Origin of the sequence: Pseudomonas sp. KBN12P06040 (assembly GCF_037574965.1) — a bacterium.
Lineage (GTDB): Bacteria > Pseudomonadota > Gammaproteobacteria > Pseudomonadales > Pseudomonadaceae > Pseudomonas > Pseudomonas aeruginosa.
Genome location: NZ_JBBELS010000001.1, coordinates 4,783,593 through 4,810,406 on the forward strand (window position 1 = coordinate 4,783,593; position 26,814 = coordinate 4,810,406).

Below are 26,814 nucleotides of genomic sequence, written 5' to 3' on the forward strand. Positions count from 1 at the left end.
CACGGCAATAATTCCAATGCATTCCAGGTCCACATTCGATGCGGAGTCCGCATGAGCGATCTACGCCAGTTCCGCCACTTCGTCGCCCTCGCCGAGCACGGCCACTATGCCCGCGCCGCCGAAGCGGTGAATCTCAGCCAGCCGGCGCTGTCACGCAGCATCCAGGCGCTGGAGGGACAGTTGGGTTGCACCCTGGTGGAGCGCGGCAGCCGCGGCGTGGCCCTCACGGCCCACGGCCGGCTGGTGCTGGAACACGCTCGGCGCCTGCTGGCCGGGCATCGCGCACTGCACAACGCGGTAAGCCAACTGGGCAATCTCGACAGCGGCGAGCTACGCCTGGGCGGCGGTCCCTTCCCCGCCGCACGGCTGTTGCCCGAGGCACTGGCCGGTTTCTCCAGCGCCCACCCACGCGTGCGCGTCGCACTGCTCATCGAGGACTGGCAGACCCTGCGCCAGCGCCTGCTGGATGACGCCGTCGAACTCTTCGTCGCCGATATCCGCGAGCTGCAAGGCGATCCGCAGTTGCGCATCCACCCGCTACGCGAGCATCCCGGCGTACTCTTCTGCCGCCCCGGCCATCCGCTGCTGGGTCTGGAGCGGCCGAGCGCCGGGCAATTGGCCGATTACCCGCTGGCCGGCCCGCGTCTGCCCGCGGAAGTCCGCGGCGACCTGGCGCGCCTGCTGCAACGCGACGAACCGCTCGGCATACAGTGCGACGATGTGCTGATGCTCAAGGGCCTGGTCGGCTCCAGCGAGCTGATCAGCCTGGCGCCCTGGGACGTGGTTGCCGCCGACGTCGAGGCCGGCCGCCTGGCGCTGCTGCCCTGGCCCGCCGGCGCCGAGCCCGCCCGCGCCAAGGGCTCCGCCTACGGTCTGGTCAGCCGCGCCGGCCGCAGCCTGTCGCCGGCCGCGGCAGTGTTCGTCGAGCGGGTGCTGGAACAGGACCGGCGCTTCGCCGCCACCTGAGGATCAGCGCCAGCGAGCGTCGTCGCGGCGCTCCTGCCAGGAACGGTTCCAGTCGCGCCCGCGGTTGTCACGGTCGCGGTCGTGATAGCGCTCGTAGCGGTAGTCGGGACGATGCCGGTGGTCGTCGCGGTCGTAGACCACGCAGGCCGACAGCGGCAGGACGAGGATCAGCAGGGAAAGCAAACGACGCATGGCGCCTCCTGTGCGGTTCCGGCCTCTCCTGCGGATGCGGGAGGATTGCCTGTTCCGGAACCTGCACATCGGACTGCGCGGCGCGCGGGCGGTGCCCGCGGCGAGAGTAAAGCCTGTGTAAATCAGCCGAGGCTACGCAGGTGCAGGACGCCGAACAGCAGCACCTGGAGGCGCTCCAGCCAAGGTGCCGGGCGCGCCTTGAGACGCCCGTTGAGCAGCAGGATCTCGGCGGCATGGACCAGCACCAGCACGCCGGACAACAGCAGGATCGGTCGATGCAACTCGCCCAGCGGGTAGGCCAGGTTGACCAGCGCGACGAGCCAGAACATCGCCAGGGCGCCCTTGGCAAACGACAGAAAATGACTCATGGGAACCTCCTCGTTTCGGTATCGGCAGAGTGTGCCGAGCAAATGCGCCAAGAGGGTCCGCACTTTCGACTGGAAAGCACGACGGCGCCCGCAGGCGCCGCCTTTCCTTGCGCACCTCAGTTGCGCCAGCGAGGCGCCCCGCCCTGCTGGCCCCGGTGCCGCGGACGATCCTGCCCACCGTGTTGCTGCCAGCGTTGCGGAGAATGCCCGCGCCATTGCGGCTGGCCGCCGCGCTGCCAGTTGCCCGGATGCCGCTCGCCGCGATGGGCCGGGCGCGATTCGTGGTGGCGCTGCGGGTAGCGATATTGCTCGCGCCGGTAGTCGCGGTGGCCATCGTAGCGGCGTGGCGCCGGGTAGTAGCGTTGGTCGTAGTAGCGCGTCGAGTAGTAGCGCCGTTCGCTACGCCAGCCATCGTCGTAGACGCGATAGCGCGGCACTTCGTAGGCGTAGGGCTGGCCGCGATAGCGGCGCCAGTCGCCGTCATCGTAGTCGTAGTCATACACCGCGCAGCCACCCAGGCTGGCGAAAAGCAGAAGAAGCGGGACTCTCAGGAATGTGCGCCACATGGCAGCCTCCTGCGGCCCCGCCGCCAGCCGGACGACCGGCGACGCTGCGAGGCGCGCATACGACGTGAAGACTCGGGAAAAGGGAGCGGGCTCAGCACCAGCCTTTCTTGGCCTGGCCTGGAGGACAATGGGGCGGGCCGCCGCGATGGTAGCCGTAGTAACCCTGGTCGAAGTCCAGTTCGACGCAGGCGCCCGGCCCCCCGCTGCAACCGCTCCCCAGGAAGGCCGCCGGCAGCAGCCCGATCAATCGCATGACCATCAGCATTCTCCTTCATCGCAGAACGCAGCCGAACCACGCCTGGACAAGATCCCGATGGAGCGGGAAGCCGGTTGCGGCGGTTGCAACCCGGCTGCACTAGAGACCGAAGGGAAAAACGGAAATTCCCTGAATCCGACCAACGACAGGCCCCTCCAGGGCGTGACCGCCGCCGGCGTTTCTCGGTAGAGTGCGCGGATCAAGGACTGTCGGCCCCGCCGGCAAGGCTCAAGGAGCATGCATGCAACCCATCGACCGCGCCCAGGCACAGCAGCGCGCCAACGACATCCTGGTGTTCCAGCGCGAGCTGCAACGCCTCGACCAGGAGCAGGCGTTCCGCCTCGAACCGACCCAGGCCCGGCAACTCGCCGACTATCACCTGGCCCTGCTGGACAGCTACCGCGACCGTTTCGACATCGACCACGACCTGCGCAGCCAGCAACTTTCGCTGGGCATGCGGGTGGCCTCGTTCTTCGGCGCCCTGGCCTTCGCCGCCAGCGTGTTCCTGCTGTTCTATCGCTTCTGGGGCCTGTTCCCCACCGTCGCCCAGGTGGCGATCCTGGTCGGCAGCGCCTTCGTCGCGTTCTTCGCCACGCTCTGGGTCCAGGCCAAGGACGCCTCTGGCTACTTCAGCAAGCTGGCGGCGATGGTCGCGTTCGCCTGCTTCGTCCTCGACCTGACCATGCTCGGGCAGATATTCAACGTCACCCCCAGCGACCTGGCCCTGGTGCCCTGGGCGCTCTACGCCCTGCTCCTGGCCTACCTGTGCAACGCCCGCCTGCTGCTGGCGGCGGCGATCCTCTGCGTGATGGGTTTCATCGCCGCGCGCGTCGGCACCTGGGGCGGCGGCTACTGGCTGGGCGTAGGCGAGCGACCGGAGAACTTCTTCCCCGCCGCCGCGCTGATCTTCGCCGTGCCGCTGTGCTTCGAGCAGCGCAACTTCAGCGGCTTCGCCGTGATCTACCGGGTGTTCGCCCTGCTCGGCCTGTTCCTGCCGATGCTGGTGCTGGCCAACTGGGGCTCAGGCAGCTACCTGGCGCTGCCGTCGGCGCTCATCGAGGGGCTCTACCAGGTCGCCGGCTTCGTCGCCGCCGCCCTGGTGATCTGGCTCGGCGCGCGACGCAACTGGGCCGACGTGAGCAATACCGGGATCACCTTCTTCGTCATCTTCCTCTACACCAAGTTCTTCGACTGGTGGTGGGAAGCGATGCCGAAGTACCTGTTCTTCCTGGTGCTCGGCCTCAGCGCCTTGCTGATCCTGCTGGTCCTGCGCCGCCTGCGCACGCCCCTGGGCATCGCCGCGAGGACTGACGCATGAATCGCAACCGTCGCAACGCCCTGATCGCCGGCAGCCTCCTGCTGCTGGCGGCGAACCTGGCCGCCCTCGGTGGCGTCGCCTGGAACCGGTCCGGCGAGGCCGAAAGCAAGCTGGTGCTCAGTCAGCGCGAACTCCAGCGCAACTGGTCCTACGGCTTCTGGAGCGAAGAGAACAGTGGCGTCGAACTGCGCCTGGAGCTTCGCTCGCCGAACGGCGAGCCGCCCAATGACCTCGCGCCCCCGCTGCCGCCCGAGCAGATGCGCGCCCTCGGTTTCAGCATCCCGGACGCGCTCGACGAAGAGAGCGTACGGCGCTACCGCCGCCAACAGGAAAAACAGGTGCTACTGGTCCTGGAGCTCGACGGCCCGGCCTATCGCCGCGAAGTACGCCTGGCCGAGGAGCGCCTGGCCGAGGCCCGCGCCCGCAGCAAGGCCCTGCCCAAGGACGAAATGCTGTCCAGCCAGATGGAAGCCGCTCGCCACCAACTGAAGCATGAGCTGGGAGAGGCCAGCCGACTGTTCATCGTCGACGCCGGCCTCGACCTGGCCGCCCTGCGCCAGCGCTACCCCGAGCGCCAGCGCTACGCCATCGTCAAGGGCCGGGTGCGTCCCTGGTCCGCGGTCGACGAAGGCAGGACGCTGGTCGGCGGCTACATCAGCCGTACCGACCTCGCCGCGATCAACGTGCCACGACAATGGCACGCGGTATTCGCCAAGGTCGACGGACAAAACTACCGGCTAGCGCCGCTGGAACTGCACCTCAGCTTCGGCCAGCGCCTGGAGCCCTGGATCACCAACGCCGTTCGCCGCTGAAACGCCCCGCCCGGCGCGCGATGCTTGCATCCGCGCGCCGGGCGCTGCACCCTGGGCACCCGCCAGCCATCCACCGCGTCATGAACAGCGAAATCGACCCCGGCCGCTGCCCGCTGTGCCAGCAATCCAACCGCTGCACCCTGGCCGATCCCGCTAGCGCCGCCCAGGCTTGCTGGTGCTTCACCACGGAAATCGATGCGGCCGCGCTGGAGCGGATTCCCGCCGAGCTGCGCCGCCGTGCCTGCCTCTGCCCGCGCTGCGCGCAACTATTGCCGCCCGACGCCGACGACTGATGCGCCTGGACCGCTTCCTCGCCAACCTGCCCGAACTCAGCCGCCGCGACGCGCAGATGCTGATCGCCGGTGGACGCCTGCGCGTGGACGGCCAGGTGGTGCGCGACGGCACCCACGAAGTGCGTGTCTTCAGCCGGGTGGAACTGGACGAGCAGCTGCTCCAGGCTGGCAAGCCGGCGCGCTACTACATGCTGCATAAACCGATGGGCTGCGTCAGCGCCACCCGCGACCCGCAACACCCGACCGTCCTCGACCTGTTCCCGGAAGACCAGCGCGACGACCTGCACATTGGCGGTCGTCTCGACTACAACACCACCGGCCTGATGCTGCTGACCAACGACGGCCAGTGGTCGCGCCGCCTGACCCTGCCGGGCAGCCGGCGCGACAAGGTCTACTACGTGGAAACCGAGGCGCCCATCGACCAACGCTACGTGGATGCCTTCGCCGCCGGCCTCCACTTCCGCTTCGAAGACCTGATCACCCTCCCCGCGCAGCTCGAACCGATCGGCCCACGCTGCGCCCGCCTGACCCTGCACGAAGGCCGCTATCACCAGGTCAAGCGCATGTTCGGCCACTTCGACAACAAGGTGCTGCGCCTGCACCGCGAGCGCATGGGCGATATTTGTCTCGACCCGCAGTTGCCGCCGGGTGCCTGGCGCCCCCTGAATGCTGAAGAAATCTGTTCGGTGTGAAACCCCGCCGCCCGCCGCCTGTCCACCGAAAGAGGCCGGACCGCAGGGGTTTGGCCGGCCGTCGCGAGCGACGCTAAGCTGAATGGCGTCTGTCGGAGCGACAGCCTTTCCCGCATGGAGCAAGAGAAAGCGCCGATGAAAAGATCCCTTGCCGTACTGCTGCTGGCCTTCGCCGTCGGCAGCCTCCACGCGGCGCCCGCCAGCCCAGCGAACGCGCCTTTGCCGCCGGCCGACATCAAGGCGCGGCTGAAGAGCATGAAGCCCGGCGAGTACCTCTGGTACCCGGAGGTTTCCCCGCAGGGACCAGTGACCATCGTGGTCAGCCTTACCGAACAGAAGGCCTACATCTACCGCAACGGTATCGCCATCGGGGTCAGCACCCTCAGCTCCGGCAAGAAGGGCCGGGAGACCCCGACCGGAGTGTTCTCGATCCTGCAAAAGAGCGTCGACCACAAGTCCGACCTCTACAATAGCGCGCCCATGCCCTACATGCAGCGCCTTACCTGGGACGGCATCGCCCTGCACGCCGGCAACCTGCCCGGCTATCCCGCCTCCCACGGCTGCATCCGCCTGCCCATGGCGTTCGCCAAGAAGCTCTACGGCATCACCGGATTCAGCTCCACCACGGTAATCATTTCCAACGCCAGCAGCGCGCCGAAGGAAGTCGACCACCCCGGCCTGCTGGCGCCGACGGTAGCGGACGGGCGACCGGTGACGCTGCCGGTGGAGCCCGGAGAGATCGCCTGGAACGACCCCGGCGCGGAGCGCGGTCCGTTGTCGGTGCTGATCAGCCGCGCCGACCAGCGCGCCTATGTCTACCGCGGCGGCCAGCGCATAGGCACCGCACCGGTGCAGTTGCCGGCACGCCCGCAAACCGGCATGGCAGTGTTCTCGCTGCTGGAAAAGCCGACCCTGGACGAAATCGGCGAGACCTCGCCGAACCTGCGCTGGTCGGTGGTCCAGGTGAGCAACCCGGGACAGGGCCTGACACCCTCCGAGCAACTGGGCAAGATCCGCATGGACCCGACCTTCGTCCGCGAAATGCTGAGCGCCATGGACGTCGGCAGTACCCTGGTGATCACCGACTGGGCCTCGACCCGGGACACCCACAGCGACTCCGATTTCACGGTGATCGCCACGGAAACACCGAACAATCCGACGAAATCGCTTAAAAAGTAGTCGGCAAGTTGTTCAAAAATCGAGCACAATGCCTCTCATCCGGTAAAAACCACACTGAACCGATGGGAATACTGCTCGTATGCCAACCTTCCTCCGTGCCGCCCTGCGCAGGCTGAGCCTGGCGGGCGCCACCCTTTGCGCACTGGCCAGCGGGCCGGTGTTCGCCATGCCACTTCCCTCCGCCAAGGACCTTCAGAAACTCGCTCCCCAGGCCAGCCTGCCGACCCTCGAACTGGCCCTCACCGCCTATGCCTGCGCGAGTGCGAGCCAGGGTGGCGACAACGGCCTGCTGACGGTGATCGACTACTCGCGGCCGTCGCGCGACAAGCGCCTCTGGGTATTCGACCTGAAGGCCCGCAAGCTGCTCTTCGAAGAGTGGGTGACCCACGGCAAGAACAGCGGCGATGACCTTGCCACCTCCTTCTCCAACCGGCCGAACAGCTACCAGTCGTCGATCGGGCTGTTCCAGACCGGCCAGCTCTATACCGGCAAGCACGGCCAGTCGCTGCGCCTGGTTGGCCTGGAGCCGGGTTTCAACGACAAGAGCGAAGAACGCGCCATCGTCATGCACTCCGCCGCCTACGCCGATCCCAGGGTGGTTCCCGGGCTCGGCCGCCTGGGCCGCAGCCAGGGCTGCCCTGCGGTACGCCCGGCCGTGGCCGCCCGGCTGATCAACACCCTCAAGCGCGGCAGCTACGTGTTCGCCTACTACCCACAGCCGAAGTGGCTGGAAACCTCGCGCTTCCTCGCTCCGCAGAGCTGCGCCGTGGCACGTGCGGCACGCACGCCGGAAGTCATCGCCAGCCTGCTCAAGTGAACCGCCGGGGCGGCGGCCGCGCCGCCCCTCTCCTTCCCGGCCCCCCGAAATCGCGGCATCGGCGCTTGCCCGGCGGCATTTCGTCGGATTCCTTCCCTTCTTCCCCCATCCACAAGCGAAACAGGGCTTGCAGCCCGGCACGCCGGCTGCTTAACTGACGCTCACGTTGTGACCGATCGGTCACAAACGACTTCCAAGAAAGCCCGCGTGACTGCCCGCGCTTCGGCGCCGGCCTTTCCTGCCCGGCCAATAGCTGCATCGCCAAGACCCGAAAGGGTTTCGGACGAACTCTATTTGCCTGTAAGTCGTTGAAAATTAAAAGTTTATTAAATCCATCCGAATGACATTCAACTGTCATTGGGAGGCGCTTTCATCTGCCCATGAGCATTTTGTATTCGCCGCGACAAGCAGGTCGCCGCGTTCCCATCGAACGATTCCAGGAGGAAGCGACATGAGGCCGGAAACAGCCATCATCGAGATCCACGGGCAATACAGGATTCACACCGAGTTCTACGGCAACCCCTCGGCGCAGCAGACCATCATCCTGGTCAACGGCTCGCTGTCGACCACAGCGTCCTTCGCCCAGACCGTGAAGTACCTGCAGCCGCATTACAACGTGGTGCTCTACGACCAGCCGTATGCCGGCCAGTCCAAACCCCATAACGAAAACCGCACGCCGATCAGCAAGGAATGCGAGGCCAGGATCCTGCTGGAACTGATCGAACGCTTCCGCGCCGACGTGGTGATGTCGTTCTCGTGGGGCGGCGTCGCCACCCTGCTGGCCCTGGCGCAGCGTCCCGGACGGATCCGCAGGGCGGTGGTCAACTCATTCTCGCCTCAGCTCAACCCGGCCATGCTCGACTACCTGCATCGCGGCCTCGACTACCTCGCCGCCTGCGATCGCACCCAGGTCGGCAACCTGGTCAACGAAACCATCGGCCGCTACCTGCCGCAGTTGTTCAAGCGCTACAACTTCCGCCACGTCAGCAGCCTGGACGAGCACGAATACCACCAGATGCACTTCCATATCCGCGAAGTGCTGCGCCTGAACGCCGATAGCTATACCGAGAGCTTCGCCGGCATCGAGATCCCGGTGCTGTTCATGAACGGCGAGCTGGACATCTACACCACGCCCCACGAAGCCCGCCAGTTCGGCCAACTGATCCGCGGCGCGGAATTTCACACCATCCGCAATGCCGGCCACTTCATCGACGTCGAGCACAAGGCCGCCTGGCAACAGACCCAGGACGCCCTGCTGGCCTTCCTCCGCCCGCAGCGCACGCAGCCGCTCAACCCGATCTACCGCCCCCAGCCCAACGGCGCCAGCGTCCCCCTCGCCGCCCTCGCCAGCTAACCGCCACCGCCACGGGGAGCCCCGCTCCCCTGGCGGAAAAACCCAGCGAAATCAACAAAAACCCCGCCCCGGGCTTCACCTGCCGCCGCGCATCTGGTAAAAAGGCGCCCTGGCCGCAAAAGCCGTCCGAGCGGGCGTCGTATAATGGCATTACCTGAGCTTCCCAAGCTCATGACGAGGGTTCGATTCCCTTCGCCCGCTCCAAATCACCCTGCCAAGCCCCTGAAATGCCTAGCGTTTCGGGGGCTTTGCTTTTTGGGGGAAGGAAAGGTGTCGAAGAAGTGTCGAGGCGCATTCAGCGCTACATGCTCAGGAGTAGAAAGCCATCACTCGATTGGCCCCACCAAGCAGTAGCGGATCAATTGCTGCTCAACGCTCTGCTTCTGTCGCAAAACCAAGATCACTGCCGCCTCGCCTTGCTCTTCGTGGAATTCGTAAAAAACACGATAGGGGCCGGTATTAAGCTCGCGATAGCTCAGCACCCCCAGAAGACTCGCCTGCTGGCTGACTGGGTAACCTTTAGGTGCAAGTGAAATCTTCTCTTCAATCTCATCCAAAAGGCTCAGTACTGACTGGAGTGCAGCCTGTTCACCTTGGAATGGAGCCAAGTGGTGGACTTGGTCTTCGATGCTTTGCTCTGCGGTATCAGTAAAACGAATGACGACCGGGGACATTAAACCTCCTTATTCTGGCTGAGCGAACCTCCTGGAAAGGCGAGCTTTCAAATCATCAACAGAGCGATGCTTGCCTTCTGCGTACTGGCGGGAGCCAATCGCAAGCAACTTCACCAGCGCAATTGCTTCATCGCGCTGCTTCCGCTCAGCATATGACTCAACCACATAGGCAGGAACACCGTTCTGCGTGACGACCATTGGCTCGGATAAATCCAGGTCAGCCGCATGACGTTTCAAATAACTAATTGTCTCGACTCGCATGAGCCGGTACCTCCATTGCTGTGGGAACACTTAAGGTCTGGAACTCAGGTTCTACGGTGTTCGAACTCCACCACGCTCCATATCCAGGCGACGAGTGGGATTCGCGCGTCGGCAGTCTGTCTACCGTCGGCTCCAACATCATAATCCGAATTCAGACCGAATTTGAACCACCTCAAGTCTATTTTTCTTTCCCTCTGTCGACCCCCGCAGCCTTCAACCTATGAGCGGGTTGAATCGAACAGCCTCAGATAGGTGGTCTTGGGAGAGGTGCGCATATCGCATCGTCATCGACAACGAGGCGTGCCCCAGGATGTGTTGTAGGGTCACGATGTGCCCGCCGTTCATGATGAAGTGACTGGCGAACGTGTGGCGCAGTACGTGGCTGGCCTGCCCCTTCGGCAGCTTGATCGAGGTCGACAGCAGCACCAGGCGGAACACGCCAAGGCAGTTCGTGAACGGCCCGTGGATCTGCCAATGCCGGCGAAGGTCGGCGCCCAATTCTTCCGAGATCGGCACCGAGCGCACACGCTTGGACTTGGTGTTGGCAAAGATCACCGTATTACCTTTCAGACGTTCCGGCGTCAGCGCCTGAGCCTCACCCCATCGAGCCCCTGTCGCGAGGCAGATACGAGCGACCATCTTCGGATGTGGCGACGTGGTGCGCGCATCCAGGGCCGTAAGCAGTTCGGACACCTGATGCTTGGTCAGGTACGACAGCAGTCTTTCCTGAAGCTTGAGCGGCCGCATGCGCCCTACCGGATTCTCATAGTCAATGACGCCGAGTTGACGCAATTCGTTGTACATGGACTTGAGGTAGCCAAGACGGTTATTCGCGGTCTTGCCCGACATGCCATTGGCTATCTGCCGGCTACGCAACCGAGCCACTTTCGCGGGCTCCAGGGAGACAGCGACCGGGTCGCCCAGGTCCTTTGCCACCAACCGCAGAATCGCCACGCAACGATGCCCGTTGCTCAGGGTCTGGCCGTGCAGTTCATACCAGAGTTCGACCAACTCCGAGAGACGCCGACGGTCCTTCGGCCTGAGCGTCCAGCAGGGGTTTTCCGCACACTTCTGACGCGCGGTGGCCTCGAATTGCTGCGCCTCCATCTTGGTCTTGAACCGCTTGCGAAAGCGCTTGCCCTTGATCGGTTCTACATCGACGAACCAACGGCCATCGGGGAGCTTGGTGATCGACATTAGACGGCATACCCCCGCCGCAGATACCGATCACACATCAGCTTGTGTATGTGCCTTTCCAGATCGCGACGAGTCCAACCCTTGGCGAGATAGTGGTCTTCGATAACGTGCCAGAACTCCAGTTTACGGGCGGACTCAATAGCCTTTTTTGCCGGGACACGCTCCCGCGCGATCAGGCTCACGAACTGGCCGAGAAACATCTCGCAGTTACGCCCGCTAAAGCCCTTGGCGGTCTTGTAATAGCGCCGATACTCGGTGCGCTCGATCAGCGGATCGCACTCGACCTGGACGCGGGCGTCCTGGCTGATCAGGCTCCAGAACGGATCGTAGACCGCCGTCCGGCTCAGCAGCTTGAAGCTTTCGCAGGCGTAGTTCCACAGTCCTTGCAGGTGCGGGCAAAGCCCCTCATAGGTGCGGCAGCCGATGACCTCTCCCGAAGCCATGCGCGAGCCTTCGGAGAACTGCTGGACGATGGAGTGGTGATAGCGAAACTCGATCCGCCACACCGTTTCCAGGGGGTTATAGGCCGGGTCGCCATCGCCGAACGGATCGCCGTTCAGGGTCGCCCACACGCTTTCCCAATAGTCGAGCTTGTCGGTGGCCCGAGCCTGGAGGGTCTTGTTATAGATCGACAGTTGCAGGCCGTTGGCCGAGCCGAACATGTACGTCTCGCCACGCCCGTAGACCGAGGCGTTGCCGTCGAATTCGATCCGCTCGATACCACTGATTTGTCGCACCCGACGCGAGCGGCAATGCATGCGGTCCACCAGATCGCGAGGCGGTTTCCAGCCCTGCACGTCCAAGGCGATATGCACAGCGGCTTGGTTGGTTTCGCAGTGACTCAGCACGGCAGCGGCCAAATCATCCAGCACGCCCTGGAGGATGCGCGGATCGGCGCCATCGAGGGCGTGAGGCGATACCTCGATCTTGAGGTGCGAGCCAATGGTATCGACCTTGATGTTGTGATTCTTGATCAGCAGGATCAGACCCATTTCAGCGTTCTGCAGGCGGTACTGATAGCCAGAGTCGCGACCGATACGGCCCTTGGACCATTCGTAGCCGGCGAACTCGACCACATCCACCGACAGGTCAAACAGCGCCATGACTTCCGGCCGGAGCTTGCCGTTGTACAACTGCCGCACCGTATCCACGCCGCAACGCAGAATGCGCACGCCTGACAGATCGGTGAATTGAGCCGTGGTGTCGTCGAAGAACAACCGCCCTTTCGGGCTTTCCAAGACCTGACCGTCCGACTCAATACTGACGCGAATTTGATGGCTGATTTTCTTCATCTTTAACGATCCAAATTGGTACGAATTGAAACCGCAATAGGTGGCTTATCTGACGTGTTACAGGGGCGTCGGCCGCGCCTTCGGCCTATCGCTCATGCCTTGCGCTCCCGGCCGGCGGCGCGGCCCGCCCCTCATGGCGGCACCCCTACCGCCGCTAGCGCCGTCATCACCGTCCACCAGTGATGCAGCGCCCAGCCCATCGCCACCGGAACGAGGAATTCCCAATCGATCATTTCTGCCTCCAGGGCCGCGAGGCGTATTCGGAATCGGGGACGATGGTCAGCGGCGACTGGCCCCTGGCCGGTGCGTCTGCGGACGCGGCGACAGGCGCTGCCGGAGCGATGCTGGCCACCGCGCCGGCCTGCCTCCCGGCACAGGTGACGGTCTGTTTCCAGTCCTCATAGCGAAGCTCTACGACGCACTCGCCCTTGGGCGTCACCCGGTAGCCGGAGCCGATCAGTTGCCAACTGGTGAGTTCCAGGCGCCGGCCCGTGGGATCCTCCAGGGCGAACAGGTAGATATCGCCCCGCGACTTGCGGTAGGCGTGGGCAAGGATGGAGATCCGCCGATCGGCGAAGGGATGGGCGTTCAGATCAACAGGCGCAGCAGCAGGCCCATCAGGTACAAGCCCAGGAGGAAGAAAGCTATTCGCAGCAGGACGCGCTGGAGCAGCCACAGCAGCGGGCGCAGCAGGGGCTTGAGCAGGGTCGCCAGGAGCGTCGGCAGGTGTCGCAGCAGCCGGAGCGCCAATCGTGCGCAGAGGCCCCATATACCAGACAAAGCCAATAGTGCCGGCCAGCAATGCCAGTAGAAGAACCAGCTTAGGCGACCGGAAGAGGCTCTTGCCCGCCTTGGTGTCTTGGGTCTTGCCGGTGGCCGTGGACTGGTAGAGGGCGAAGGTCTGCTTTCGGATTCGCTTGTATTCGATGATGGTGCCATCGGCGGGCGGACGGTTGAGTTGGGCGTCATGCTGGGCCTCCTTGTAGCGGCCAGGGATGCCGATCACCGCGAGGTTGGAATGCTTGTAGGCCATCTCGCAGGTCATGCGGATGTCGTCGCGGATGTAGGAGATGTTCGGCGTGGTGAGGACAATGTCCCAGTTGAAATGCCGGTGCCGGGTCCAGGCGTCGAGCCAGCCCATGGGGCGGTCGGCCGCGTGGGCCGCTTCCGGTCCACCGGGGTAGTCGAAGCGTTCGAGGTCTTTTTCCCGCCAGGACTTGGGAAACAGCAGTTGGGTTTCGTCGAAGATCAGGAAGGCCCCGCGGGGCGCCCACTGGAACCACGTGCGCATCTTTTCGAGGTCTTCCAGCGACTCCAGATCGAGGTTGATGATTTCCGCCGTGTTGGGCAGGTCCGGGAAGACCTGATAGGCCCGCTCCAGGGTGAAGCCGCGCACGTTGGTGATGATCACCCGCCCGTCTTTCAGCGCGGGCACGGCGTCATCCTGGATCGCGCCGGAGGTCTTGTAGGAGCCATTGGGGCCGTGGTGGATCTTGATCGACACGGATCACCTCCCAATGAACGGCACGAAGCGCATGCAGAAGCGCGTCGCCGCCGCGACCATGATGATGTTCAGCGCCTGCGGCACGCCGAAGAAGGCCAGACCCGCCGCAATCGGACCCGGTAGCGCGGCGTACATGCTGCGGATCATCTGCGGCACGCCGAGGCTGTCGATCAGTTCGCGGGCGGCGGTGTAGCTGACATCGATCAGCAGGATCAGGGTCTGGAGCGCGGCGTACATCGACGCCTTGGTGGCGACCACCAGGCCGTCGCGCACGAAGTCATAGATGCCTTGGGCGAAGAAATCCCAGATCCACTGGAAGAAGGCGATGATCTGATCGAGAAAACCGGAGAGCCATTCCATAGGGTCAGTCCTTCAGCAGAATGAGGGCGGCGATCAGCGCGGCCATTAGCAGCAGCGCCACGCGCAGGCTGGAGAGTTGGCCGGCGTAGTCGGAGATACAGAGGGAGTAGGACTTGCCCCAAATGGTCATGGACTCGCAGGGCAGTTGCCCGCCGCCTTCCGCCAGGTTGAGGTCGAAGGCCCCCTTCATCTGGTCGACGTTGGCCTTCACCTTGGTCTTGAGTTCTTTCTTGGCTTCCTCGACCTTCTTTTCCCAGGTGGCGATGGCGTCATCCCAGGTGCCGGGCGTGGGTTCCTTGAGTTCGCCGCCGGGGCCTTCGGGGCCGGTGGAGCAGTTCTCTTTCGCCGGGTCGCAGGTGCCGTTGCCATCGCCGCCCGTGCCGCTGCCGTCACCGTCGCCGCTACCATCGCCCCCGCCGTTGCCGTCCCCTCCCCCGCTGCCGTCGCCGCCATTGCCGGTGCCGCCGTCGTTGCCGCCGCCGTTGTTGTCTCCACCGCCATTGCCATCGCCGCCGCCGTCACCGCCCGGCGTGGTTGGGTCGGTTGGATCCGTGGGATCGGTCGGGGTCTTGACGCAGGTAGTCCCCGACCACGACCAGCCGGGCGGGCAGCCGGGGTCGTTCGGGTCGGAAGGATCGGTGTTCGGGGTGTCGGGCGGGTTCAGCGAGTCGCCGGTCTGCGCGAAGGTGTAGGAATCGGCACCGCAATTCTGTCCGGTGCCCTTGAGGATGTAATTGCAGAAGCCGGTGGTGGTGGAGCCTTTGACCAGATAGCAACTGGCCGGGCTGGGGTTGCCGCCGTACTCGCAGCTTTGATAACAGGCGCTCGGTGCGCCGCCGTCGCCGACATAGTTCCGCCCGCCCGAGGTGACAACAGGCGAGTCCGGGCCCTTGGCCGGAAACAGTTCGCCTTCCTTGCACTCTTCGGGTGGCGGCTTGCAGGCACCGTCGGCCGGATCGAGTTCTTGCTCTGGAGGACAGCTATCGCCAGTCAAGATGGTAGCCGACGTCTGCCAGGTGATTCCGCCAGTACCCGAAACATTGCACTGAACTTCCTTGTAGCTCAGTTTGTTGATTTCCTTTAGCCAGTTGGCCGACGTGTTATCGAAGTAGTACTGGCACGCCGCCGTATAGGATGGAAAGAAGGCCGTGGGCTTTCCGGGGATGGAAATCTTCCATTGGTAGAAGTCCGCGCTCGCCAAGGAATGCCACAGCAACGAGACCAGCAGGCCCAGCAGCGGAAGAAGTCGGCCAAGGCCGGAACGTGCGTTGTTACTCATCCAGTCACCCATGAAAAAGCCCCCTGCCGGAAACTCCGGAGGGGGCTTCCGCCTCGGTCTGTTCGGTTAGAAGAATTCGCCGGTCCGGTACCCGGTGATGAAGGCGCCGGCGAAGAACGCCCCCAACCACACCGACCAGAGCACCCGTTACGCCTTGCGCAACATGCTGTAGATCAGGCCGGCGACGGCCAGGATCACCAGGGCGCCGACGATGTAGCCGCCAATGGCCTTCATATCGCCCTGCCCATCGGTGATCGCCGATTCCACCGCGCTGGTGTCGATCACCCCGGCGAAGGCCGGCAGCGAAGTCGCGGCAGTGACGGAACCGGCGATGCACAGGTTGCGGAACGAGGCGATCGGGCTGAACTTGGCGATGCGTTGCTTCATTGCTTTCATGGTGTTTCCTCTCTACTTGGCTTTACGAAGAAGTGACGCGACCCAGCCAATCAAAAGCCCCGTCACGAACGATCCCAGGACGCCAGCGGCACCGATGCCGAAGGCTTCCGGGGAGAAACCACCGTTGACCAGGATGTCCACGTATCCAGCAGCCTCGGGCGGAATCAGGTAGGCCTGTTGCCATGCGAGTTCGCGACACGCCGTGAAGCCCTCGGGGGTCGAGGTCCACGCGGTACACACCTGCACAGCGACAACGCCTGACATAGCGATCAGTCCTCAAACAGCCAGGGAGGCCGCTAGGCCGTCGATCCAGCCCCAGGCGTAGCCGGTGGCCAGACCTACCGCGAACAGCGAGAGATAGCGGAGCATCGCGGCCTCCTACGGCTTACGCCTTGGCGTCCGGGGACTTGTCTTGTTTGTCCTGGCCCTGCGGCTGCTGGGCCGGGCGCGGGGCTTGGGCCTGTGCTTGCGGGCGGGCCGGGGCTTGGGCGGTCGGCGCCATCGGCTTGCCGCCCACCGCCAACAGATCCACAAGGACTTGGGTATTGGTGATCCGACCGAAACGGTCTTGGGTCGGGCGGACCACGCTGGCGAACTTGCAGAGCACCGGCTGGCCTTCGAAGACGATGGCGTCCAGCAGGGTCGGCTCGATGTTGTATTCGCTGATCTCGAAGCCCTTGGCGTTGCCACGGGCACCTTCCGGGATCGGGGCGATGGACTGGACCGAGGCGTAGATTTCCCCGGTCTTGGTCGAGGTATAGGTGTCGGTCTTGGTGACCCACAGTTCGACGACGCCGCCTTGGGTTGCAAACATGTTCATCGGTGTTTCTCCTTCAATTCGCCTTTTTCGGCGTGAGTTGTCCCGCTGCTGCAAATTCGGCTGTTTCGCCTTCATTCAGCGGTGTTGGGTGAAAGTGATGTGTGGGCGATCCCTTCGGGCCGGGCTCTATTCGCTAGCGAACCAAGCCAACCACGGGTGTTCGTCTCAGCCCATTCGAGTAACGGTCCCTATCGCAACGTCGTCTCCGACAGCCAAGGGGAACGCTTCCCCTTGGAACCCGCAGAGCAACACCAAGGGCTCTGCCCTTGTCATCCCGCTCTTGCCGCCGAGGGCTCGGGAGCGCGGGGCGGAGGAGCTGCCCCACACTCCCAAGCAGAGGCTGTTTCAGGGGGGAGGCGTTCAAGGGTGCGCTGCGCCCGTGCTTCCGTTCGCCGGAACGGTGAGGCTGTTCCGACGAGCCGGGAGCGCGGCCCTTGACCGGATCGGCCACGGTGCGGGCGGCTTGGATCAAGCAGAGCAGGAGCAGCGCTTTCAGGGTCTTAGCGAGCATGGGTCAGCCCTCCAATTGGAATGCTTCGCGCACGGGCACAAAGGGCGTGGGCTTCCCGCTGTCGTACACAACGTGCCAGTACTTCGGCGGACGCCGGGACGGGTCGTGTTTCGCGCAGAAGGAACGGGGACGGCAGAGCCAGCGGCCACCTTCCAGATAGGGCAGCCCAGGGGGCCGGCAGTCCGGACACGGCGACGGGTTGTGCAATGGGATGGCCTGCCTTGCGGACCAGCACACAGAGCAGGCGCAGTCCGGGGCGTGGGTTTGGCGCAAGTAATTCGGAGACGACATGGTCAGCTTCCTCCTTATCTTGGCGAGCACGACCCCAGGCGAGAGCCTCAACCCGCAGGTCGGTCAGATAGGATTCTTCCGGCTGGGAGAGGTAGCCGGCGTCCATGAGGCCATCGATCAGCATCAGGGCGCGGTCGAAGGGTTCGCTGGGATGCTCTGCCGCGTGCAGCAGATAGCCCTCAAGGAAGCCCAACAAGGCGTTAATCGGGTTGCTCGACAGAACGCGCGCTACCTCATCAGCGCCTTCAAAGCTCTGCTCAACACGGAAGACCAGTTCGGCATTCAGGGAACGCATAGAGGCCTTGGCAGCCTGTTCAACCCGAGCGCGAAGAGCTGGAGGCATACGGAGCTTGAATTGCGGATCAGCGCGGCTCATGCCGTCCACTCCTGTTCCAACAGCCAGTTGCGCAGCAGCGCGCTATTCACCATGCGCAGCTTTCCAAGCTTCACGGACGGCAGCACACCCCGGTAAACCCAGGCGCGGGCAGTGCCATAGCTAATGCCGTTGCGCTCCGCCCACCGTTCGATGGACTCCACATCCTGTTGCGGCCCTATCAGGGCGCTGGGGTTAAGCTCTTCCAGTTCCATGCTCATTCCGTCACTATTCGTTTCAGTAACACCGAGGGGCAAATATACGGTGTAATTATTGAACTCATGACGGAGTCTATCAGTTCAGATTTGGAGTTCAAATATTGAACTGTTGATTTTATAGATCAATATGGAATCAATTCAAGATAGAGCTATAGCATTAATATATAAGGCTGGGCTTGACGAGCTAGTAAGGCAATCTGATATCACTTGGAGTCGATGGAAGAATCTGCGTCATCGAAAAGCCAGAATCAGCACTGAAGAAGTTGAGGTGCTAGTGAGGCTCTATCCAAATTATGCCTTATGGATAGCAAGTGGGCAGGTTGCACCTGAGGTAGGACAGACAAGCCCTGCATATGAAGAGGCTAATTCAAACTTGCCCAATCAAAGCGCGGGATAGCAATTACTAAAAAAGCAGCTAAGCGTTGGTATGCCCAAAAGGAGAGGGCGGTCTGATGAAGATTCCTTTTAGTCTTAAAGTTGATAGTGGGGCAAGTCGTTTTACAAAACTGGGAATGTATTATGGTGCAAATGCACTCGAGGCTCTCTCTGAGGTTGTCTCAATAACAACGCATGCCATACTTCATAATGAAGTAAAAACACAAACTACTGCGGTAAAAGGGTTTAGTGTGGATTTTAAAAATTCACACACAGGATCTTTTATCCAGAAGTTTGAAGTTGAATTTAATACCTCAGAGTCTCTTAGTACGATTAACTATATAGGGATTGATGCGTATGTGGAGTTACTTGCAATACACTTGGCTCTTCCTCTAGGGTATAAATCCTCACTTCAAAGCGCCTCTGCTAAACGCTGGTTTAGAAGCTACATGGAAAATGGTGAAGAATTGGTGGAGCGCTTAGAGGGGCCACTGAAAAGACTTCATATGCCAGTATACGGGCAGGGCTATCAAATGGTTCTTTCTAAAGCTAGAACTCCTTTGGTTGGCTTCAATGAGCGCACGCACGATTTTTTAACTACATCTATAACAAGCCCAACCAGAGAAACCATTACCATGGGGGTTAGTCGGTTCAATGCTCGAACTGGAACGGGGCGCTTCATTATTGATGATGAAGCGGAGTCAATAAGTTTTTCACCGTATAAGGGTGTTATTTCTCAGCGAGCGAAGCAAGTGCTTGCTGCAAGCTTGAAAGACTTGGCTAACGATGTGTTTACCCCTGTAAGTGCAGAGGTGACTAGGGTTAGCTCTCGTGATGGTCGAGTCAAACACTATCGCTTGCACTCTGTTAAATGAAAGTCCTTCCGCTGTTAGTTCCAAGCGTCATTTTAGTGGTGGCGCTTTCTTTTTACTTTGGAAGCTTTAACTCGGGGCTTTCTAGTGATCAGTCGGTTTGGGGCGCTTTTGGTGACTATGTTGGCGGGATACTGAATCCGGTTCTGACTTTTACCACCATTTACCTTCTTATTAAAAGCCTTGATAGCCAAAATAGATCTCTAGATAACGCAGAGCGGCAAGCTTTGGAGGCGCGAGATGCTTTATTAAAGCAGCAGGAGACGGAAGGGTTAAAGCAATTTGACTCTTTATTTTTTGTGTTTACAGAAATCGCAGCAAATACGTATGGGCGATTTGTTATTAGAGTTGGTCACAACAAAGAGTTTCTGGGGCATGAGGGTATAACATACGTATCTGAGAGACTTGAGCGGGCATCTGCCGAGTCTAAAGATGTAATAGCCGAGTTTGAGCGTCTTGATGAGAGTCATCATAACGTAATATATGAGTTGGTTCAGGCTTACTGCTCGATATTTAAGATGATTTTGGAGTTTTGTCCAGAGGCTCAAAGGGATAGATATATATCTATTGCTGTTTCAGTTGTTCCGGTAAAGGTGGTGCATCTTTTGTCTATGGCGGAGGCTTACACCAAATGGCCTGTATTAGAGTCGACTCGGACTGCTGGTTTCTTTGATAAGGCTTCAGTTGTGGGGCTTGTAAAGCACTTCAAGAAACTTGCAGAAAAATAAAGCCAATTCAAGGAGGCAACATGAAAACCGACAGGGACGACGCACCGGACTATCTACGCAGCAAGAAAAAGCCCGGTCCATGGCGAGTGGCGGCCATCCTGAGTGTGGGCTCCGCAATTGCTTGGACTGTAATTACGTTGTTTGCCAAGCCAATTGTGATCGACGTTGACCAACTCAAGCAAGCGATTCATATAGACGGCAAACCGCTGCTCGGCCAGCCACCGGCGCCACAGTCTAATAACGAGTCAGAAGAGAATGTAAAGCTACGATCCGCTCCAGTGGCCCCACCTAAGCATCAGCATACATACCAGTCCAGCAATCCGCCTCAGTCACATGCATCGATCCATTGGACGGAAGAAGAAAAGTCGAGGGCCATAGTAAGTGCTCAGAACGTATTCAATGATAGAAACTATACACCCCAAAAACCGGCCAACATCTACACACCATCAGCAATCCATCGAGTAGTAACAGGGCCACAGAAAACACAGCAACACCAAGCCAACTGGGTAAGCCACGACAAAACTTCCAAATGGATAAAAAGTTGGAATGGCGGCACAAACTACCTAGCAGAATGGCTCTCCGTTAACAATTACATAGATAGCCCCACTGTCTGCGCCAATCACCGACGCGGATCAATCGACTACCGAGAATGTCGTAAAGCTGCCAAGCAGCATTTCCATGAACAATGCAGAATATGGCGTGCGCGTTATGACAATGACCGCAAAGCAAGAAGTGATCGAATGAAGACGCGTTACTGTACTGCAGCGAGCAGCTTCAATCCAATGGGATAATTTAATTAAAATCAAGGCAACTTATTTTTGAGAAACCAATACAAAACCAAAAATATGGATATACTAGGCGAGAAACAGTCCACTTCTGGTCAGTTCCTACCGATCATAACGGACAAAAATCGGCCAAGAGCGGACGCTTAGATTAGGAAAATAAGTCTGTCCCCTTTTCTTGTCCAACAGCCGGATCAAACCGTTCGCCTTTCTCTCTGAGGCAAGCTAAAGCTCACCCTTTGACCAAACGTTAAAGCACACCCAAATGCACGAGCATCTCGACCATCTCGCCTTTCGGTTCTTCAAAATATTCGCTCAGTTTGAGTACGCGCTGAAAGCCATGGGCTACGGACGAGCAAGTCGAAACGACGCAGCAGAAGCAGACTGGGACAGATTTTCCAACGAGGTTGGCGTCGTGCTACTTGGAGAACAGGACGCGAATATAGCTGGTGCGGTTGAATATTTGTTTCAAAACCCACCTAAGCGACAAGTATGGGTTAATGGTATGGCCGAGTGGCGAGAAGTTGGAAACGATGAGCGCTCGCCTCAAACGCTCTTTGCACATATACGACGCGTCCGTAACAATCTTTACCACGGAGGCAAATTCAATGATCGGTGGCTTGCTCCAGATCGCTCCATCGAACTTATATCAAATTCTTTACTTCTTCTGGATTATCTCGCGCAATCCAATCACCAACTCCAAGAGACAATACGAGGAAATGCACCTAACTGATCGGTCAAACAAGCGCCCACACCAGCCATGGCCTCGCCAGTTCAGACACCTGTCGAAAATTTGTCGAAATCAATGGCACGAAGAGCTACGGAGTGAAACATCTAAACAGCGAGAACAGTGGCATTGGAACGTATCGGAACGCTTCAAAACCCTGTTTTAGAGGGTTCGATTCCCTTCGCCCGCTCCAGATCCCAATGCAAAGGCCCCTGACACCAACCAGTGCCAGGGGCTTTCTGTTTTCAGGCTTTACCGCGTAAAGCCCGGGAAAGATCGGAAGCGCCCCATGGATTTCGGCGGAGGCGCAGCCGGAAGGTTCCTCTTCCTTACATCATCAGCGAGTAGGCCCGCTCCAACTGGTCCAGATCGATATCCAGAGGCAGCGGCAGGGGCGCTTCGCCGATGTGCTGCTCGCTGGCGAACTTTCCCTCGGCCAACACACGTGCCGGGTCGTTGAGGGCGAGGAAGTCACCCCCGTCGTATTCCCAGAAGTTCAGCGGTGAGCGGCCGGAATAGGTTTCGTTCCAGCATGCGACGTACGAACGTTCGCCCAGGACTTTCGGACGGCAGGAAACGTAGGGTTCCAGATAGACCTCATGGGTGAGGTACAGGAAGGTGAGGTCATCCACGCGATAGGCCGGCGCTTCGCTGACCTCCTGAGGCTCCTCGTCCAGTTGCGCTTCGGGGTTCGCTCCCGGATCGACCGCTGCGACAGCGGAAAACCCATCCGCCCCCCGGGGTTCTTCCATGGCCATGCCTCCGCCGATGAACAGGGAAGCAACCACGACCAATAACTTCAACATGACGCGCCCTCGCCTGAAAATCGCGGAGATTACGCCGCCAACTTTTCAGGTATGCGATCGGGGTGGCCCGCAACCTTCCGCCCCGCCGCCCGATATCGGGCAATTCCTACACGACGGAAGACGCATCCACCTGGGCCCGCACCCGGCTCGTCTTCTCGCTCAGCGCTCTTTCACGGTGTTCCGCAGCGAATTAGTAATTATCTGTAGGAATAACTCCTCAACAGCCTCGTATCACTTCCGCTCGAGCCGAATCTCGACCAGCTTGCCATCGATGAAGCGCAAGTGTCGGTAGACGCCTCCACTGGGGCCATACACCCAGAATTCGGTGCGTGCGGCATTCAACTTGGGCACGCCGTTGTTGCGCAGGGCAGGCTCGTTGACGATCCTGCTCAGCGGTTGCCCGCACCTTTCCAGGACTTGCTCGACGCTGTCGCCCTCGTCCACCAGATGCGTGCCGCATCTCATCGAGGCGAGGGCAGGAATTGCCAACGAAGACATGAACAGCGTCAGCGCCGTGCGAAACATGGATACCTCCCGCCTCCCCCGATAATGAAAGCGCGGACCGCCGCGGGGCGAGGCGAACTCCCTCACAAAGGCGCAAGCGTCGCACAGCGGCATGGCGACGCAGGCAGTTCCTTGCCGTCGCTTCGCCAGCTTCGTTAGACTGCCGCATCGCAGCACGCTTTCGTGGCTGCGCCCTCCCCGATCCGAGGCTTGCATGTTGGAGATAGTAGTCATCCGATAACCGCCACTTCGTCATCCCGCACGAGGTGTCGCCGGTTATCTGCCTTCGCCATGGCTCGCACGCGCCTTTTCGCGCAGTGCGGCCGCGTTGTCACACCGATGATTACAGGTTCTACCGACATGAACGTTTCCAAGCCGGAACAACGGACGCTTCACGCCTTGGCCCAGGGCGGCCATATCGCCTTCCTTCGCGACGCTTCGGGCAAGATCACCCGCGTCGAGTGCTACAACCGCGACGGCCACCTGCTGCTCGACTGCACCCTGGCGGTGTTCTCCAGGCTGAAGAACAAGGGCCTGGTCCACTCCCGCCAGGGCAGGCCCTACCGGATATCCATGGCCGGGCTGAAAGCCGTGCGCCCGCAGGCGGACAATCGCTGACCCCCTTTCTTTTCCATTGCCCTCGCCGGGACAAGGCGGGGGTTCCGAGGAGTGCTTGCATGAATATTTCCATCCGTGCGGAAACGCCCGGCGACATCGACGCCATCGCTCGCCTGACCGAAGCCGCATTCCGCAACGAAACGCACAGCAGCCATACCGAGCAGTACATCATCGACGCCCTGCGCCGTGCCGGCGCGCTGACGTTTTCGCTGGTGGCCGAAGCGAACGGCCAGGTGATCGGCCATATCGCTGCCTCACCAGTGACCATCGATGGCGAAGCGGGCGACTGGTACGGCCTCGCGCCGCTATCGGTGGCGCCCGAGCGGCAGCACCAGGGCCTCGGTTCGCAGTTGGTCCGGCGCCTGCTCGCCGAGCTGCGCATGCTGCCCGCGGGCGGCTGCGTGGTACTGGGCGAACCGACCTACTACTCGCGCTTCGGCTTTCGGGTGAAAAGCGGCCTGGCGTTGCTCGGCGTTCCCGCCGAATACTTCCAGGCACAGTCCTTCAGCGGGCGCATGGCGCGAGGAATAGTGGCCTTCCACGCCGCATTCGACGCCAGCGGCTGAGCCGGAACGACAGCAGCCGCTATGTCGCCCGCTGGTCGCGGGCTCAATCGAACTGGGTGCCCTTCTGGATCAGTTCCACCTTGTAGCCGTCCGGGTCTTCGAGGAAGGCGATCACGCTGCGTCCGTGCTGCATCGGCCCGGCCTCGCGGGTGACCCGATAGCCCAGCGCCCTGGCCCGGGCGCAGGTGACGGCGGCATCCTCGACCTCGATGGCTAGGTGGCCGTAGCCGTCGCCCTGGCTGTAGCCGTCCCGGTCCCAGTTGTGGGTCAACTCCAGGGCAGCGGCCGCGCGCTCGTCCTGGTAGCCGACGAAGGCCAGGGTGAAGCGGCCTTCGGGATAGTCCCGGCGCCGTAGCAGACGCATGTCCAGGGCGCGGGTGTAGAACTCCAGCGCGGCCTCGAGATCGGCCACGCGGAGCATGCTGTGCAGGATTCGCATGGAAATTCTCCGTGGAGTCCGGCGGCGAGCCGCCGGAGCGGGAATCAACCCTCGACGCGGTAGCCCTTGAACAGGAAAAGCGGACCGAAGGCATAGCTGTCGATCAGTTCATAGAAGCGCGCGATGGTTTCGTTGCGGCAATGCTGGAGGAACGCCGCCTCGTCTTCGTACACCTCGTCGAGGTAGAAGCGGTTGCGGTTGTTCTCGTCGCGGATCACCTCGAAGCGCAGGGTGCCCGGCTCGTTCTGCAACGAGCCATTGGCATCGAACAGGCCTGCCGCGGCGAACGCTTCGCGCTTGTCGGAGGGAACGTCGAACTGAACCAGTACGTGGTAGGTCATGGAATCTTTCCTCGTGAAATGGGGTTGGAAGCGATCGCGAGGTCCATGCTAGGGTGGCCTTCCACTCATTAAAAGTAATCAATAATCAGCAAATCGCTCACTTAAAGAGAATGATGTGAAACTCTCCCAACTCGGATTCTTCTGCGCGGTGGTCGAACGCGGCACCATCGCAGCCGCGGCCGAACAGTTGCATTGCGTGCCGTCGAACATCACTACCCGCTTGCGCGAACTCGAAGGACAACTCGGCGTAGCCCTGTTCAACCGCGAAAGGAACCGCCTGCTGGTCACCCCCGAGGGCCGCCTGTTGTACCGCCACGCCCGGCGCCTGCTGGCGCTGGCCGACGAGACCGCCGCGCTGTTCGCCGGCGACCAGGCGCACGGCGCGCTACGGGTCGGCGCGCTGGACGTGGCCCTGGCCAATCACCTGCCCCAGCGCCTGGCCCGCTACCGCCGCGAGTCGCCGGGCGTTGAACTGCACATCCGCCCGGAGCATTCGCTGCTGCTCGAGCGTCTGCTGATGGAAGGAGAGCTGGACCTGATCGTCACCGACGGCCCCATCGAACACCCGTTGCTGGCCAGCCGCCTGGCCTTCCGCGAGCGCCTGTTGCGAGTCACTCCCGCCGACCTGCCGGCGCCCACTCCCGAGGACCTCGCCGGCCTCGAACTCTATGTGTTCGGCCACACTTGCCACTACCGCCGCCAGGTCGACCGCTGGCTGGCGGAGAGCGGTATCCAGCCGCGTGCGACCCTGGAAATCGAGTCCTACCCGAGCCTCTTCGCCTGCATCGAGGCCGGTCTCGGCTTCGCCTGCGTGCCGGAGAGCTTCGTTGCACGCATGCCCTCCACGCGACGGGGTTTCCATGCCGAACCGGTAGCCGGCCTGGACTCCAGCGATATCCATTTCGTCTGGCGCAAACAGCAAGCCTCGCCGCTGATCCAGGGCTTCATCGACAGCATCGGCGCCGACTGACGCCAACGAACGATGCCGCAACACAAACGCACTCGGAAAAATCGGTAACAGCGGAACCACTGCACAGACCAGAGAAAAAGCCGCCACCAACCAGGCCTGGCGGCGACACCGGAAGTACCCTCGGCGGCCGATTGCCGAGCCGATCTCCTCCCTGCCCCCTGGGTTTTCCGACGAAAGACCTTGATTCGTGGGAGGTAGGGTCGTCTCCGCTAGATACCCCTCAACCCTGCGTGCGGGCTCCATGCCCGAGCGCCTTGGCGAGATTTGCCCATAGAGCCATCACTTATGACTGCGACAGACAGAACGCCCCCGCCATTGAAATGGCTCTGCCTCGGCAACCGTGATGCGAACGACGGATTCGAGCTCTTCGCCCATGGCATCTATGCGAGGAACGGCGCGTTGGTCGGCAGCAAGCTCTCCCTGCGCGAACGGCGCCAGCGCGTCGACCTGTCGGCCTTCCTTTCCGGCGCACCGCCGCTGCTTGCCGAGGCGGCGGTCAAGCACCTGCTGGCGCGCCTCCTGTGCGTGCACCGGCACAACACCGACCTCGAACTGCTCGGCAAGAACTTCATTCCCCTGCATGCCAGCAGCCTGGGCAACGCCGGGGTCTGCGAGCGGATCCTGGCCTCGGCCAGGCAATTGCAGCAGCACCAGGTCGAACTCTGCCTGCTGCTGGCCATCGACGAGCAGGAACCCGCCTCGGCGGAGTACCTGGCGTCCCTCGCCCGGCTACGCGACAGCGGCGTGCGCATCGCGCTGCACCCGCAACGCATCGATACCGACGCTCGCCAGTGCTTCGCCGAGGTCGACGCCGGCCTCTGCGATTACCTGGGCCTGGACGCGCGCCTGCTTGCCCCCGGCCCGCTGACGCGTAACCTGCGCCAGCGCAAGAGCATCGAGTACCTGAACCGGCTGCTGGTGGCACAGGACATCCAGATGCTTTGCCTCAACGTCGACAATGAGGAACTGCACCAACAAGCCAACGCACTCCCCTTCGCCTTCCGTCACGGCAGGCACTATTCGGAGCCTTTCCAGGCCTGGCCGTTCAGCAGTCCGGCCTGCTGAACGCCGATGCGGCTGCCAGCCGTCACGCCAGG

The 26,814-nt window shown here is 61.5% G+C and carries 37 protein-coding genes, 1 tRNA gene and 1 pseudogene; 18 read left to right on the forward strand and 21 right to left on the reverse strand.

The window, feature by feature from the left end; translation table 11 throughout:
* Window positions 1–51: 51 nt before the first annotated feature.
* Window positions 52–966: a LysR family transcriptional regulator gene (locus VQ067_RS22500; protein WP_022579822.1), complete on the forward strand. Its 915-nt coding sequence runs from the start codon at window positions 52–54 to the stop codon at window positions 964–966.
* Between the two features lie 3 nt (window positions 967–969).
* Here VQ067_RS22500 and VQ067_RS22505 read toward each other — a convergent pair whose 3' ends face one another.
* The 4 genes from VQ067_RS22505 to VQ067_RS22520 form a co-directional block, all read right to left on the reverse strand.
* Entirely contained in the window at window positions 970–1,158 is a 189-nt protein-coding gene (locus VQ067_RS22505; protein WP_003085482.1) for a hypothetical protein, read from the reverse strand.
* Window positions 1,159–1,280: 122 nt separating this feature from the next.
* Window positions 1,281–1,526: a DUF1145 domain-containing protein gene (locus VQ067_RS22510; RefSeq protein ID WP_003085479.1), complete on the reverse strand. Its 246-nt coding sequence runs from the start codon at window positions 1,524–1,526 to the stop codon at window positions 1,281–1,283.
* 116 nt (window positions 1,527–1,642) lie between these two features.
* Window positions 1,643–2,092, reverse strand: coding sequence for a hypothetical protein (locus VQ067_RS22515; RefSeq protein WP_009315242.1), 450 nt, complete (start codon window positions 2,090–2,092; stop codon window positions 1,643–1,645).
* Window positions 2,093–2,183: 91 nt separating this feature from the next.
* Window positions 2,184–2,357, reverse strand: coding sequence for a hypothetical protein (locus VQ067_RS22520; protein WP_009878032.1), 174 nt, complete (start codon window positions 2,355–2,357; stop codon window positions 2,184–2,186).
* Between the two features lie 232 nt (window positions 2,358–2,589).
* On the opposite strand from VQ067_RS22520, the gene VQ067_RS22525 reads away from it, so the two are divergent.
* From VQ067_RS22525 to VQ067_RS22560, 8 genes are all read left to right on the forward strand, one after another.
* Window positions 2,590–3,666, forward strand: a complete 1,077-nt coding sequence (locus tag VQ067_RS22525; protein ID WP_023096061.1) for a DUF2157 domain-containing protein — start codon at window positions 2,590–2,592, stop codon at window positions 3,664–3,666.
* Entirely contained in the window at window positions 3,663–4,478 is an 816-nt protein-coding gene (locus VQ067_RS22530) for a DUF4824 family protein (protein WP_033954244.1), read from the forward strand. Before VQ067_RS22525 ends, VQ067_RS22530 begins: the two co-directional genes overlap by 4 nt.
* A gap of 80 nt (window positions 4,479–4,558) precedes the next feature.
* Window positions 4,559–4,771, forward strand: coding sequence for a cysteine-rich CWC family protein (locus tag VQ067_RS22535; RefSeq protein WP_003085460.1), 213 nt, complete (start codon window positions 4,559–4,561; stop codon window positions 4,769–4,771).
* Complete coding sequence (locus tag VQ067_RS22540) at window positions 4,771–5,463, forward strand: pseudouridine synthase (RefSeq protein ID WP_003085458.1); 693 nt, start codon at window positions 4,771–4,773, stop codon at window positions 5,461–5,463. The genes VQ067_RS22535 and VQ067_RS22540 overlap by 1 nt, the downstream gene beginning before the upstream one ends.
* 135 nt (window positions 5,464–5,598) lie before the next feature.
* Entirely contained in the window at window positions 5,599–6,642 is a 1,044-nt protein-coding gene (locus VQ067_RS22545) for a L,D-transpeptidase (RefSeq protein WP_003134392.1), read from the forward strand.
* Between the two features lie 79 nt (window positions 6,643–6,721).
* A complete protein-coding gene (locus VQ067_RS22550) occupies window positions 6,722–7,459 on the forward strand; it encodes a murein L,D-transpeptidase catalytic domain family protein (RefSeq protein WP_003085453.1) in 738 nt (245 codons plus the stop codon).
* Between the two features lie 451 nt (window positions 7,460–7,910).
* Window positions 7,911–8,813, forward strand: coding sequence for a (R)-3-hydroxydecanoyl-ACP:CoA transacylase (phaG, locus tag VQ067_RS22555; RefSeq protein WP_003085447.1), 903 nt, complete (start codon window positions 7,911–7,913; stop codon window positions 8,811–8,813).
* 130 nt (window positions 8,814–8,943) lie between these two features.
* A tRNA-Gly gene (locus tag VQ067_RS22560) sits at window positions 8,944–9,017 on the forward strand.
* A gap of 122 nt (window positions 9,018–9,139) precedes the next feature.
* On the opposite strand, the gene VQ067_RS22565 is transcribed toward VQ067_RS22560, so the two are convergent.
* The 13 genes and pseudogenes from VQ067_RS22565 to VQ067_RS22625 all read right to left on the reverse strand — a co-directional run bounded on the left by VQ067_RS22565 (window position 9,140) and on the right by VQ067_RS22625 (window position 17,986).
* Window positions 9,140–9,487, reverse strand: a complete 348-nt coding sequence (locus tag VQ067_RS22565; protein WP_019486378.1) for a type II toxin-antitoxin system RelE/ParE family toxin — start codon at window positions 9,485–9,487, stop codon at window positions 9,140–9,142.
* 9 nt (window positions 9,488–9,496) lie between these two features.
* Window positions 9,497–9,748 carry a type II toxin-antitoxin system Phd/YefM family antitoxin gene (locus tag VQ067_RS22570; protein WP_003114155.1) on the reverse strand — a complete coding sequence of 84 codons (252 nt, stop codon included), beginning with the start codon at window positions 9,746–9,748 and terminating at the stop codon, window positions 9,497–9,499.
* Between the two features lie 213 nt (window positions 9,749–9,961).
* Complete coding sequence (locus tag VQ067_RS22575) at window positions 9,962–10,945, reverse strand: phage integrase (RefSeq protein ID WP_033990852.1); 984 nt, start codon at window positions 10,943–10,945, stop codon at window positions 9,962–9,964.
* Window positions 10,945–12,237, reverse strand: coding sequence for a hypothetical protein (locus VQ067_RS22580; RefSeq protein WP_033990854.1), 1,293 nt, complete (start codon window positions 12,235–12,237; stop codon window positions 10,945–10,947). Before VQ067_RS22580 ends, VQ067_RS22575 begins: the two co-directional genes overlap by 1 nt.
* A 229-nt stretch (window positions 12,238–12,466) precedes the next feature.
* Entirely contained in the window at window positions 12,467–13,741 is a 1,275-nt protein-coding gene (locus VQ067_RS22585) for a zonular occludens toxin domain-containing protein (protein WP_033990855.1), read from the reverse strand.
* 3 nt (window positions 13,742–13,744) lie between these two features.
* Window positions 13,745–14,101, reverse strand: coding sequence for a DUF2523 family protein (locus VQ067_RS22590; RefSeq protein WP_003114150.1), 357 nt, complete (start codon window positions 14,099–14,101; stop codon window positions 13,745–13,747).
* 4 nt (window positions 14,102–14,105) lie between these two features.
* Entirely contained in the window at window positions 14,106–15,392 is a 1,287-nt protein-coding gene (locus VQ067_RS22595; protein WP_371032312.1) for an attachment protein, read from the reverse strand.
* A 135-nt stretch (window positions 15,393–15,527) separates the two neighbouring features.
* Window positions 15,528–15,776 (reverse strand): major capsid protein, encoded by a 249-nt coding sequence (locus tag VQ067_RS22600; RefSeq protein WP_033990857.1) that lies wholly within the window; start codon window positions 15,774–15,776, stop codon window positions 15,528–15,530.
* Window positions 15,777–15,788: 12 nt separating this feature from the next.
* A complete protein-coding gene (locus tag VQ067_RS22605) occupies window positions 15,789–16,040 on the reverse strand; it encodes a hypothetical protein (RefSeq protein WP_033964688.1) in 252 nt (83 codons plus the stop codon).
* 121 nt (window positions 16,041–16,161) lie between these two features.
* Window positions 16,162–16,596 (reverse strand): hypothetical protein, encoded by a 435-nt coding sequence (locus VQ067_RS22610; protein WP_003140508.1) that lies wholly within the window; start codon window positions 16,594–16,596, stop codon window positions 16,162–16,164.
* A gap of 514 nt (window positions 16,597–17,110) precedes the next feature.
* The gene (pflM, locus tag VQ067_RS22615; protein WP_052150385.1) at window positions 17,111–17,398 is read right to left on the reverse strand and encodes a lysogeny maintenance protein PflM; all 288 of its coding nucleotides are present in this window, start codon (window positions 17,396–17,398) and stop codon (window positions 17,111–17,113) included.
* 256 nt (window positions 17,399–17,654) lie between these two features.
* Window positions 17,655–17,774, reverse strand: a pseudogene (locus VQ067_RS22620) (Arc family DNA-binding protein); the annotation flags it as partial.
* Window positions 17,771–17,986: a hypothetical protein gene (locus VQ067_RS22625; RefSeq protein ID WP_016852068.1), complete on the reverse strand. Its 216-nt coding sequence runs from the start codon at window positions 17,984–17,986 to the stop codon at window positions 17,771–17,773. The gene VQ067_RS22625 and the pseudogene VQ067_RS22620, both read right to left, overlap by 4 nt.
* Before the next feature lie 130 nt (window positions 17,987–18,116).
* Here VQ067_RS22625 and VQ067_RS22630 point away from each other — a divergent pair, with 130 nt between their 5' ends.
* From VQ067_RS22630 to VQ067_RS22650, 5 genes are all read left to right on the forward strand, one after another.
* Complete coding sequence (locus VQ067_RS22630; protein ID WP_071534861.1) at window positions 18,117–18,386, forward strand: hypothetical protein; 270 nt, start codon at window positions 18,117–18,119, stop codon at window positions 18,384–18,386.
* 55 nt (window positions 18,387–18,441) lie between these two features.
* On the forward strand, window positions 18,442–19,239 hold the full coding sequence (locus VQ067_RS22635; RefSeq protein WP_125093622.1) for a hypothetical protein: 798 nt from the start codon (window positions 18,442–18,444) through the stop codon (window positions 19,237–19,239).
* Window positions 19,236–19,964: a hypothetical protein gene (locus tag VQ067_RS22640; RefSeq protein WP_126071378.1), complete on the forward strand. Its 729-nt coding sequence runs from the start codon at window positions 19,236–19,238 to the stop codon at window positions 19,962–19,964. The genes VQ067_RS22635 and VQ067_RS22640 overlap by 4 nt, the downstream gene beginning before the upstream one ends.
* A gap of 20 nt (window positions 19,965–19,984) precedes the next feature.
* Window positions 19,985–20,755, forward strand: coding sequence for a hypothetical protein (locus VQ067_RS22645; protein ID WP_071534860.1), 771 nt, complete (start codon window positions 19,985–19,987; stop codon window positions 20,753–20,755).
* 256 nt (window positions 20,756–21,011) lie between these two features.
* Entirely contained in the window at window positions 21,012–21,479 is a 468-nt protein-coding gene (locus VQ067_RS22650) for a hypothetical protein (protein ID WP_125093624.1), read from the forward strand.
* Between the two features lie 323 nt (window positions 21,480–21,802).
* Here VQ067_RS22650 and VQ067_RS22655 read toward each other — a convergent pair whose 3' ends face one another.
* Together VQ067_RS22655 and VQ067_RS22660 are read right to left on the reverse strand one after the other, a co-directional pair.
* On the reverse strand, window positions 21,803–22,279 hold the full coding sequence (locus VQ067_RS22655; RefSeq protein WP_003085438.1) for a hypothetical protein: 477 nt from the start codon (window positions 22,277–22,279) through the stop codon (window positions 21,803–21,805).
* A 231-nt stretch (window positions 22,280–22,510) separates the two neighbouring features.
* Window positions 22,511–22,804: a DUF2845 domain-containing protein gene (locus VQ067_RS22660; RefSeq protein ID WP_003085435.1), complete on the reverse strand. Its 294-nt coding sequence runs from the start codon at window positions 22,802–22,804 to the stop codon at window positions 22,511–22,513.
* Between the two features lie 339 nt (window positions 22,805–23,143).
* Between VQ067_RS22660 and VQ067_RS22665 the strand changes: the two genes are divergently transcribed.
* Window positions 23,144–23,401, forward strand: coding sequence for a YjhX family toxin (locus VQ067_RS22665; protein ID WP_003085431.1), 258 nt, complete (start codon window positions 23,144–23,146; stop codon window positions 23,399–23,401).
* A 59-nt stretch (window positions 23,402–23,460) separates the two neighbouring features.
* Complete coding sequence (locus tag VQ067_RS22670) at window positions 23,461–23,967, forward strand: GNAT family N-acetyltransferase (RefSeq protein WP_023096064.1); 507 nt, start codon at window positions 23,461–23,463, stop codon at window positions 23,965–23,967.
* A gap of 43 nt (window positions 23,968–24,010) precedes the next feature.
* On the opposite strand, the gene gloA is transcribed toward VQ067_RS22670, so the two are convergent.
* Together gloA and VQ067_RS22680 are read right to left on the reverse strand one after the other, a co-directional pair.
* The gene (gene gloA / locus VQ067_RS22675; protein ID WP_019485089.1) at window positions 24,011–24,406 is read right to left on the reverse strand and encodes a lactoylglutathione lyase; all 396 of its coding nucleotides are present in this window, start codon (window positions 24,404–24,406) and stop codon (window positions 24,011–24,013) included.
* 44 nt (window positions 24,407–24,450) lie between these two features.
* Complete coding sequence (locus tag VQ067_RS22680) at window positions 24,451–24,747, reverse strand: putative quinol monooxygenase (protein WP_003085421.1); 297 nt, start codon at window positions 24,745–24,747, stop codon at window positions 24,451–24,453.
* Between the two features lie 115 nt (window positions 24,748–24,862).
* Here VQ067_RS22680 and VQ067_RS22685 point away from each other — a divergent pair, with 115 nt between their 5' ends.
* Window positions 24,863–25,717, forward strand: a complete 855-nt coding sequence (locus tag VQ067_RS22685; protein ID WP_014603585.1) for a LysR family transcriptional regulator — start codon at window positions 24,863–24,865, stop codon at window positions 25,715–25,717.
* Between the two features lie 285 nt (window positions 25,718–26,002).
* Complete coding sequence (gene toxR / locus VQ067_RS22690) at window positions 26,003–26,782, forward strand: toxA transcriptional regulator ToxR (RefSeq protein WP_003120800.1); 780 nt, start codon at window positions 26,003–26,005, stop codon at window positions 26,780–26,782.
* Window positions 26,783–26,814 lie beyond the last annotated feature (32 nt).